The 8,811-nt window shown below is 71.9% G+C and carries 9 protein-coding genes; 4 read left to right on the top strand and 5 right to left on the bottom strand.

Annotated elements, in window-relative coordinates; all coding sequences use genetic code 11:
* The 3 genes from C1J01_RS43080 to cydB form a co-directional block, all read left to right on the top strand.
* Positions 1-750 (top strand): polysaccharide deacetylase family protein (locus tag C1J01_RS43080; protein WP_111184811.1); only part of this gene is annotated, 750 nt, incomplete at its 5' end.
* A gap of 198 nt (positions 751-948) precedes the next feature.
* On the top strand, positions 949-2,292 hold the full coding sequence (locus C1J01_RS43075; protein ID WP_111184809.1) for a cytochrome ubiquinol oxidase subunit I: 1,344 nt from the start codon (positions 949-951) through the stop codon (positions 2,290-2,292).
* Positions 2,293-2,315: 23 nt separating this feature from the next.
* Complete coding sequence (gene cydB, locus C1J01_RS43070) at positions 2,316-3,194, top strand: cytochrome d ubiquinol oxidase subunit II (RefSeq protein WP_111184808.1); 879 nt, start codon at positions 2,316-2,318, stop codon at positions 3,192-3,194.
* Here cydB and C1J01_RS43065 read toward each other — a convergent pair.
* Genes C1J01_RS43065 through C1J01_RS43045 form a run of 5 tightly spaced genes read right to left on the bottom strand, consistent with a single transcriptional unit; the run spans position 3,179 to position 7,708 of the window.
* On the bottom strand, positions 3,179-3,910 hold the full coding sequence (locus C1J01_RS43065; RefSeq protein ID WP_111184807.1) for an ABC transporter ATP-binding protein: 732 nt from the start codon (positions 3,908-3,910) through the stop codon (positions 3,179-3,181). The genes cydB and C1J01_RS43065 overlap by 16 nt on opposite strands.
* Complete coding sequence (locus tag C1J01_RS43060; RefSeq protein ID WP_111184806.1) at positions 3,903-4,634, bottom strand: ABC transporter ATP-binding protein; 732 nt, start codon at positions 4,632-4,634, stop codon at positions 3,903-3,905. Before C1J01_RS43060 ends, C1J01_RS43065 begins: the two co-directional genes overlap by 8 nt.
* On the bottom strand, positions 4,631-5,620 hold the full coding sequence (locus tag C1J01_RS43055; RefSeq protein WP_111184805.1) for a branched-chain amino acid ABC transporter permease: 990 nt from the start codon (positions 5,618-5,620) through the stop codon (positions 4,631-4,633). The genes C1J01_RS43060 and C1J01_RS43055 overlap by 4 nt, the downstream gene beginning before the upstream one ends.
* Entirely contained in the window at positions 5,604-6,482 is an 879-nt protein-coding gene (locus C1J01_RS43050; RefSeq protein WP_220040401.1) for a branched-chain amino acid ABC transporter permease, read from the bottom strand. The genes C1J01_RS43055 and C1J01_RS43050 overlap by 17 nt, the downstream gene beginning before the upstream one ends.
* A complete protein-coding gene (locus C1J01_RS43045; RefSeq protein ID WP_111184804.1) occupies positions 6,479-7,708 on the bottom strand; it encodes an amino acid ABC transporter substrate-binding protein in 1,230 nt (409 codons plus the stop codon). Before C1J01_RS43045 ends, C1J01_RS43050 begins: the two co-directional genes overlap by 4 nt.
* A gap of 131 nt (positions 7,709-7,839) precedes the next feature.
* On the opposite strand from C1J01_RS43045, the gene C1J01_RS43040 reads away from it, so the two are divergent.
* Positions 7,840-8,811, top strand: a 972-nt coding sequence (locus C1J01_RS43040; protein ID WP_111184803.1) for a LacI family DNA-binding transcriptional regulator, incomplete at its 3' end; no start/stop codon positions are given.

Below are 8,811 nucleotides of genomic sequence, written 5' to 3'. Positions count from 1 at the left end.
GCCCAGCCCCAGGGGCGGCGGTCGCCGGAGCCCGTACGAACGCCCCAGGGCCCGCCCGGGGTGAAGCCGCGGGCGGGTGAGGTCGGGCGGATCGCCGCCACCGGTGGCCTGCCGCCGGTGGTCAGCTCGATCCCCACCGAGCGCAAGGTGGTCTTCCTCACCATCGACGACGGCTGGGAGCAGGACCCGGGGTTCGTGCGGCAGGTGCGCGAGCAGCGCATCCCGATCACCGTCTTCGCCATGCGCGACGCCGTCGAGGCCCGGGGCGTCCCCGACCAGGCGGGCGGCCGGGCCCGCTACGTCGGCGCCGGGAAGTGGGGATATTTCCGGCAGCTCCGCGACGCGGGCGCCCCCGTCGAGAACCACACCCTCACCCACCCCGACCTGCGCACCCTCGGCTACGCCGCGCAGCGCCGCGAGATCTGCGGCTTCTCCCGGCTGATCGGCAAGGAGCTGGGCAGCCGCCCCACGCTGTTCAGGCCGCCGTTCGGCAGCTACGACACCGACACGCTGAAGGCCGCCAAGAGCTGCGGCATGGACACCGTCGTGTTGTGGACCGCCAGCGTCCAGCCCGGCGGCAAGATCGCCTACCAGGTGCCCGACAAGAAGCTGCGCCCCGGCGACATCCTCCTCCTGCACTTCCGCCCCAACCTGGACCGCGACTTCCGCGTCCTGGTGAAGAAGATCAAGCGGCGCGGCTTCGCCTTCGGCGACCTGCGGGCGTACCTGGCCGCCGCCGACCGCCGCTGAGCATCCACCCCGAGGTGTACGGGGGTCAGCCCGGCGGGTGACGCGCCGGGCGGCCCCCGCCCGCCATCCTCGGCGGCACAGACGACGCCCCGTCAGGGGCACATGTGACCAAGCTCGCATCGCATTGCTCTACGTCTTGTAGTACTACTACGGGTAGAAGTACTACAGCGTGTAGAGCTCAGGAAAGCCGACGGGGAAATGGACGCACTAGATCTTGCGCGGTGGCAGTTCGGGGTGACCACCGTGTACCACTTTCTGTTCGTGCCCTTGACGATCGGGCTCGGCGTCTTCGTGGCCGGCCTGCAGACGGCCTGGCACCGGACGGGCAAGGAGCACTACCTCAAGCTGACGAAGTTCTTCGGGAAGCTGTTCCTGATCAACTTCGCCATGGGCGTGGTCACCGGCATCGTGCAGGAGTTCCAGTTCGGGATGAACTGGAGTGAGTACTCCACCTTCGTCGGCGACGTCTTCGGCGCCCCGCTCGCGATGGAGGCGTTGCTGGCCTTCTTCATGGAGTCGACGTTCCTCGGCCTGTGGATCTTCGGCTGGGACCGGCTGCCGAAGAAGGTGCACCTGGCGACCATCTGGGCGGCGGCCATCGGCTCCAACCTGTCGGCCTACTTCATCCTCGCGGCCAACGCCTGGATGAAGCACCCGGTGGGCTACGAGGTCGTGGACGGCAAGGCCAGGATGACCGACCTGTGGGCGGTGCTGACCAACTCCACGGCGCTGGCCCAGGTGCCGCACGTGGTCGGCTCCGCGTTCGTGGTGGCGGGCGGCTTCGTGCTGGCGGTGTGCGGCTACTGGCTGCTGCGCACGCGCGCCGAGATGTGGCGCAGCGCGGCGCGGGCGGCGCTGGTGATGACGGCCATCGCGGGGGCGGTCGTCGCGGGCACCGGCGACATGTCCGCCAGGCTCCTGCACGAGCAGCAGCCCATGAAGCTGGCCGCCGCCGAGGGCCTGACGCACGACACCCAGGGCGCGCCGTTCACCGTGGTCCCCGGGATCGAGATCCCCAAGCTGCTGAGCCTGCTGTCCACCCATGACCCCGACGCCACCATCCAGGGCACCGAGGACCTGCAGACCCGCTTCGAGCAGCAGTTCGGCCCCGGCGACTACCGGCCCGACCCCACCGTCGTCTTCTGGTCGTTCCGGGTGATGATCGTGTTCGGGCTGGCCACGGTGGGCCTGTCGGTGCTCGGCCTGTGGCTGACCCGCCGCAGACGGCCGTTCCCGGCGTGGTTGTCGCGGGCGTTGCTGCTCGCCCTGCCGCTGCCGCTGGTGGCGGTGATCGCCGGCTGGCTGCTGAGCGAGATCGGCCGCCAGCCGTGGACGGTCACCGGGGAGCTGCTGACGGCCGCCAGCGTCTCACCGGGCGTCTCCCTGGCCGAGGTGGCGACGTCGCTGACGCTCTTCACGCTGCTGTACGGGGCGCTCGCCGTCGCCGAGGTCGTGCTGCTGGCCCGGCACGTACGCGGCGGCGTCGAGGAACGCCCGCCCGCGCCGGCGGTCGAGCGGCGCGAGCCGTCGCTGATGTACTGAGCTGATGTACTGAGGAGCTCCCCATGATCGAGTTGTGGTTCGTCATCATCGCCTTCCTCTGGACCGGCTACTTCGTGCTGGAGGGCTTCGACTTCGGCGTCGGCATGCTGGCGCCCCTGGTGAGCAGGACGCCGGCCGAGCAGCGCGCGAGCCTGCAGACCATCGGCCCCGTGTGGGACGGCAACGAGGTGTGGGTGATCACCGCGGTCGGCGCCATGTTCGCCGCGTTCCCGGCCTGGTACGCGGGCATGTTCAGCGCGTTCTACCTGCCGGTGACGCTGATCCTGGCCGGGCTGATCATGCGCGGCGTCGGCCTGGAGTGGCGCGGCAAGGTCACCAGTCCGCTCTGGTGCGACCTCGGCATCGTCGTGGGCAGCGCGCTGCCGGCGTTCCTGTGGGGCGCGGTCTTCGCCGGCCTGCTCTTCGACGGCGCGCCCGCGGCCCTGCTGGGCGGCGCGTTCACGCTCGCGGTGTGCGTGCTGCACGGCGCGGTCTTCCTGGCGCTGAAGACCACGGGACCGGTGCGCCGCCGCGCCCGCGTGGCCGCCCTGGCCGCGGCCGGGGTGACCGTCCCGGTCGCGGTGGCCGCCCTGTCGAGTCTCGGCACGTTCCCCGCGCTGGCCGCCATGGCGGCGCTGGCGGCGGCGACGGCGCTGATCTGGCGGCGGCGGGAGGGCTGGGCGTTCGCGGCCACGGCGGGCGCGATCGTGCTGGTCATGGTGGCGGTCTTCATGGAGCTGCGGGTGAGCCCGCTGCCGGGGCTGACGCTGGCCGAGGCCGCCTCCGGGGAGTACACGCTGACGATGCTGAGCTGGATCGGGCTGATCACGGTGCCGTTCGTGCTGGTCTACCAGGGGTGGACGTACTGGGTGTTCAGGAAGCGGGTTCAGGTGGCGGGCTGACCGCCGAGGTAGAGGCGGCCGAGCCGGGGGTCGGCCGCCAGCTCGCGCGCGGGACCGGAGATGTGCACCCGGCCGAGGTCGAGCACGCAGCCGACGTCGGCCGTCTCCAGGGCCCTGCGCGCGTTCTGCTCCACCAGCAGCACCGCGACCCCGGCCCGGCGCATGAGGTCGATCTGGTCGAAGACCACCTGCGTGTTGCGCGGGTCGAGCCCCATCGAGGGCTCGTCGAGCAGCACCACGGACGGCTCCAGCATCAGCGCGCGGGCGAACTCGACCTGCTTCTGCTGCCCGCCCGACAACAGCCCGGCCATGCTCCCCCAGCGCTCGGCGACGACGGGGAACAACTCCTTGACGGCCGCGATCCGCGCGTCGAGCCGGGCCTGGTCGCGCACGGTGTAGCCGCCGAGCCGGACGTTCTCGGCGACCGTCATCTCGCGGAAGACGCTGTGGCCCTGCAGCACGTGGGCGAGGCCGAGACCGAGCAGCTTCTGCGGCGAACGGCCGGCCACGTCGCGCCCGGCCAGCAGCACCCGGCCCGAGCGGGGCGCGAGCAGGCCGCTGGCGACCTTGAGCGCGGTGGACTTGCCGGCGCCGTTCGGGCCGACCAGGCAGACGACCTCGCCGGCGCGCACGGTGACCGACAAGCCGCGCAACACGGGCGCGGCCCTGCCGTACCCGGCGACGACGTCCTCCAGGACGAGTACGGGCTCAGACACCGAGATACGCCTCCAGCACCCGCGGATCCTCCCGCACGACGGACGGTGGGCCCTCCGCGATGGGCGCGCCGCGGTCGAAGACGATTACGTGGTCGCACATGCCCATGACGAGGTCCATGTTGTGCTCGACCACGAGGAACGTGCGGCCCTCGGCGTTGAGGTCGCGCACCAGGCCGGCGATCCGGTCGATCAGCGCCGGGTTGACGCCGCCCGCCGGCTCGTCGAGCAGGATCAGGTCCGGCTCGGCCATGAGAACGGCGGCCAGCTCCAGCAGCTTCTGCTGCCCGTACGACAGGTCGCGGGCCTCGGCGTCCTCCAGGTGCTCGATGCCCATGCGGCGCAGCCAGTGGCGGGCCCGTTCGACCTCGCCCCTGTCGCGCAGCCCGGCCAGCAGCTCGCGCAGCCGGGTGCGGCGGACGGCGACGAGCATGTTCTCCAGCACGGTCAGCCGCGGGAAGACCCGGCAGAGCTGGAACGTGCGGCCGATGCCGGCGTGGGCGACGCGGTGCGGCGTGTGCCGGGTGATGTCGCGGTCGCGGTAGAGGACCCGCCCCGCGTCGGGCCTGATCATGCCGGTGACGATGTTGAAGAACGTGGTCTTGCCGGAGCCGTTCGGCCCGATGAGGCCGTTGATCCGGCCGTCGCGCAGCTCGACGGTGGCGCCGTCGACGGCGCGCACGCCGCCGAACGCCTTCGTCAGCCCTTCCGTGCGCAGGGAGCTCACGGGGTCACCTCCTGCAGGCGCTGGTCGGCGCTCTGGTCCGGGATCGACGGCCCCGCGCGGCGGCGGGTGAGGCGGGCCAGGATGCCGTCCGGCATGAACAGCACGACGAGCACGAGCACCAGGCCCGTCGCGGTGAGGTGGATCTGCGTCTCGCCGAGCGCGATGAGGAAGTACTCCCCCGCCGGTGCCACGATGAGCGCGCCGAGCAGCGGCCCGAACAGGTGCCGCACCCCGCCGAGCAGGCTCATGAGCACCATGTACGAGCCGATGAGGATGGAGAAGACGAAGATCGGGTCGAGGCTGCCGAACCAGAGCGCGTAGAGCCCGCCGGCCAGCGCCACGAACAACGCCGACAGGCAGAACGCCGTCACCTTGTAAGCCCCGGTGGGCACGCCGAGCGACTCCGCCTTGTCCTCGTCCTCGCGGATGGCGCGCAGGCCCGCGCCGAAGCGGGAGCGGGAGACGTACCACCACACCAGCAGGGCGAGCGCGAGCAGGGCGAGGAAGGCGTAGAAGAACACCATGTGGGTCTGGCCCCGGTGCAGACCAGGGAACGGCGAGGGCACCTGGAGCCCGGTCGAGCCGCCGGTCAGCGAGCGCCAGCCCTGCACGACGAGGTTCATCATCGACACCAGCGCGATCGACACGATGACGAACGACGCGCCGCGCACCCGGACGGCCGCCACGCCGACCCCGGCCGCGAACGCCGTCACCAGCACGGCCGAGACCACGAGGGCCACGACCCACGGCACGCCGAGGCGGGTGACGAGCAGCCCGGTGCCGTACGCGCCCAGGCCGAAGAAGGCCGAGTGGCCGAGCGAGACGTAGCCGGTGAAGCCGCCGAGCAGGTTCCACGACGTGGCCATGGCGGCGTACATGACGGTCAGCGCGCCGGCGTACACGAGGTAGTAGTTGGGCACCAGCCACGGGTAGGCGATCGCCAGCGCGGCGAGCAGCAGCGGCAGTCCTCTAGAAGCGATGCGCAAGGCGGCCTCCGAAGAACCCCTGGGGACGCGCGAGCAGGGTCAGGAAGACGAAGACGTAGAACATCATCGTCGCCCAGGTGGCGTCCACGGTCACCAGCACGACGCCCTCGACCACGCCGAGCAGCACGGCCGCGAGGGCCGCGCCCACCACGCTGCCGAGGCCGCCGACCACGATGATCGCCATGAGCTTGCCGATCCACACCCAGTGCGAGGCGGGGAAGAACGGCGTGATCAGCGCCAGCACCGTGCCGCCCACGGCGGCGGTGGCCAGGCCCACGCCGAAGCCGTACCCGGCGACGCGCTCGGTCGGGATGCCGACCAGCCGCGCCGCCTCCGGATGCTGGATCGTGGCCCGCAACGCCCGCCCGAACCGGCTCTTGACCAGCACCGCGAACAACACGCCCAGGGTGAGCGCGGCCACCGCGAAGGCGATGATCCGGTCGTACGGCAGGCTCACGCCGCCGACGGTGAGCGACCGGGTGGCGTACTCCATGCTGATCGACCGGTAGGAGCCGGTGTAGAAGGTGCCGAGCAGGCCCTCGATGGTCAGCGCGAGGCCGAAGGTGAGCAGCACCGACATCATGGCCAGGTTGTCGGGGGCGAGCCGGGCGACGAGCAGCCGCTGCACGGCCACGCCCAGCACGAAGAACACCGGCACGGTCACCGGCAGCGCCAGGAACGGGTCCACCCCGAACGCCGTGTGCACGGTGTAGGTCAGGTAGGCCGCCAGGAACAGGAACGCCGGATGAGCCACCATGACCACCCGCATCACGCCGAAGTACAGCGACAGGCCCGAGGCGAGCAGGGCGTACAGCCCGCCGGTCAGCACGCCCAGGGCCAGCCCCTGCAGGATCAGGCTCACCAGGCCTGCTTCGGGTAGACGAGCTCGGCGGTCCTGGCCTGCTCGGGCAGGACGATCTCGATCTTGCCGTCGACGTACTGCTGGATCATGTGCGCCTGCTCCGGCCTGCCCTGGTCGTCGAACGACAACGGCCCGACGACGGTCTGGAAGGTGGCCTGCCTGATGTGCTGGGTCAGCTTGTCCTGGCAGGCCCTGCTCGGGTCGGCGCACTGGACCGCGGCGACGGCCGTCTCGATGATCTGGCCGACGGTGTAGCCGTTGGCGGCGTCCTCGTTGGGCTCGCCGCCGAACATCTGCTTGTAGCGGGCCACCATCTCCTGGTTGCCCGGCAGGTCGGCGGTGGCCGACCAGCCGACCGGCGAGACGATGTGCTCGGCCGCGCCCCGCACCGCCTCGGGGAACTCCGGCAGCGTCGGCCCGGTCGAGAAGGCCGCGAGCTTGGGCTGCACCTTCAGCTCCTGCAGGGCGCGGACCAGGCCGACCGCGTCCTCGAACTGGGTGCCGCCGACGACGATGTCGGGGTTCGCGGCGGCGATCTTGGCGGCGATGGGGGCGAAGTCGGTGGTCTCCGGCGGGTAGACCTCGTCCACGACGGTCTCGACGCCGGCCGCGGCCAGCTTGTCGCGCAGCCCGTACGCGGTGCCCTGGGCGAACGGGTCGTCGAGGCTCGCGTACGCCGCCGTCTTCGGCCGCTGGTCGGCGGGCAGCTTGACCAGGTGGTCGGCCAGGTAGTCGTAGTGGTCGTCGGCGATGGCCGGGGCGGCGTAGAAGAGCCGGGTGAAGCCCTGCTCGAAGACCTCCGCGGCGGCCCCGGCGGGCTCCACGAACACCATGTTGTACGACTCGGCGACCTTCGCCGCGGGGATCACCAGCCGCGAGGAGAACGGCCCGAAGACCAGGTCCACCTTGTCCTGCGTGATGAGCGACTCGTAGTCGGAGCTGACCCGGTTGGGGTCGGAGGCGTCGTCGCGGAAGAGCAGCTCGACCTTCCTGCCGAGCAGGCCGCCCTTGGCGTTCACCCGGTCGGCCCAGACCTGGTAGCCCTCCTGGATGCCCTTGCCGGGCTCGGAGAAGTCGCCCGTGAGCGGGAGCGAGATGCCGATGCGCACCGCCCCCTGCTGTTGTCCCGGCGACTGCGCCGCGCCGGGTTCGTCGGTCTTCGCGCACGCGGTCAGCCCCAGAGCGCAGAGGGAGATGATCGCCAGGCCCTTGTGAACTCGTGCCATCGAGGGACCTCCGTCGGAAGAGGCGGAGCGAAAGCGCTTTCGGAAGCGCTTTCGGTTACGATTACACGGGATTCAGCCCCGGACAAGAGGTCCCATACGGGTTCAGGCCCGGACAAGGGGGTCCGCACCGCATGGCAGAGCGACCGTCCCTGCCGCGTCTGATCGACGTGGCCAAGGCCGCCGGGGTCTCGCTGGCCACGGCCTCCCGGGCGCTGACGGGCAGCACCGGCGTGAGCGCCGAGGTCGCGGCGCACGTGCGGGCCGTCGCGTCCCAGGTGGGGTACGTGCCCAACAGCCACGCGCGGGCGCTGGCCGGCGGGCAGGCGTCGATGGTCGGGCTGGTCGTCCACGACGTCGGCGACCCCTACTTCGGGGAGATCGCGCGCGGCGTGCTGCGCGAGACCGACGACCGCGGCTACCTGGCGCTGATCAGCCAGACCGAGCGCGACCCGCGCGCCGAGCTGGCCCGCATCCGGGCGTTGCGCGCGCACCGGGTGACCTCGATCGTGCTGGCCGGCTCCGGCTACGTCGAGGCCGGCACGGAGAGCGACATCGCGGCCGAGGTGCGCTCCTTCACCGCGGCGGGCGGCCGGGTCGCGGTGATCGGCCGCCACCATCTGCCGGTCGACGCCGTGCTGCCCGACAACGCCGCGGGCGCGGCCACGCTCATGCGCCACCTGCTCGGGCTCGGCCACCGCCGCCTGGGCGTGCTCGGCGGTCCGGCCAACCTCACGACGGTCGAGGACCGCCTGGCGGGGCTGCGCACCGCGTACGGCGAGGCGGGGCTCGACTGGCGGGAGGTGCCGGTGGTGCCCGGCGACTTCACCCGCGAGGGCGGCGCGGCGGCGGCCGCGCGGCTGCTGCGGGCCCACCCCGGGCTGACGGCGGTGGTGGCGCTGAACGACCCGATGGCCGTGGGGGCGCTGTCCTGGCTGCTCAACGCCGGGCGGCGGGTGCCCGAGGAGATCTCGGTGGCCGGGTTCGACGACGTGCCGGTGGCGCGGGACGTCTACCCGGCGCTCACCACGATCCGGCTGCCCATGGTGGCCATGGGCCGGCAGGCCCTGGAGCTGGTCCTCCGCCCACCGGCACGTCGTCGAACC

Source organism: Nonomuraea aridisoli (assembly GCF_003236395.1).
GTDB classification, from domain to species: domain Bacteria; phylum Actinomycetota; class Actinomycetes; order Streptosporangiales; family Streptosporangiaceae; genus Nonomuraea; species Nonomuraea aridisoli.
This window is presented reverse-complemented; position numbering and strand designations above follow the sequence as displayed.

Excerpts from the sequence above, each read along its gene's own strand:
- cydB (WP_111184808.1), top strand. The coding sequence starts at position 2,316 with ATGATCGAGTTGTGGTTCGTCATCATCGCCTTCCTCTGGACCGGCTAC.
- C1J01_RS43045 (WP_111184804.1), bottom strand. The coding sequence starts at position 7,708 with ATGGCACGAGTTCACAAGGGCCTGGCGATCATCTCCCTCTGCGCTCTG.
- C1J01_RS43075 (WP_111184809.1), top strand. The coding sequence starts at position 949 with ATGGACGCACTAGATCTTGCGCGGTGGCAGTTCGGGGTGACCACCGTG.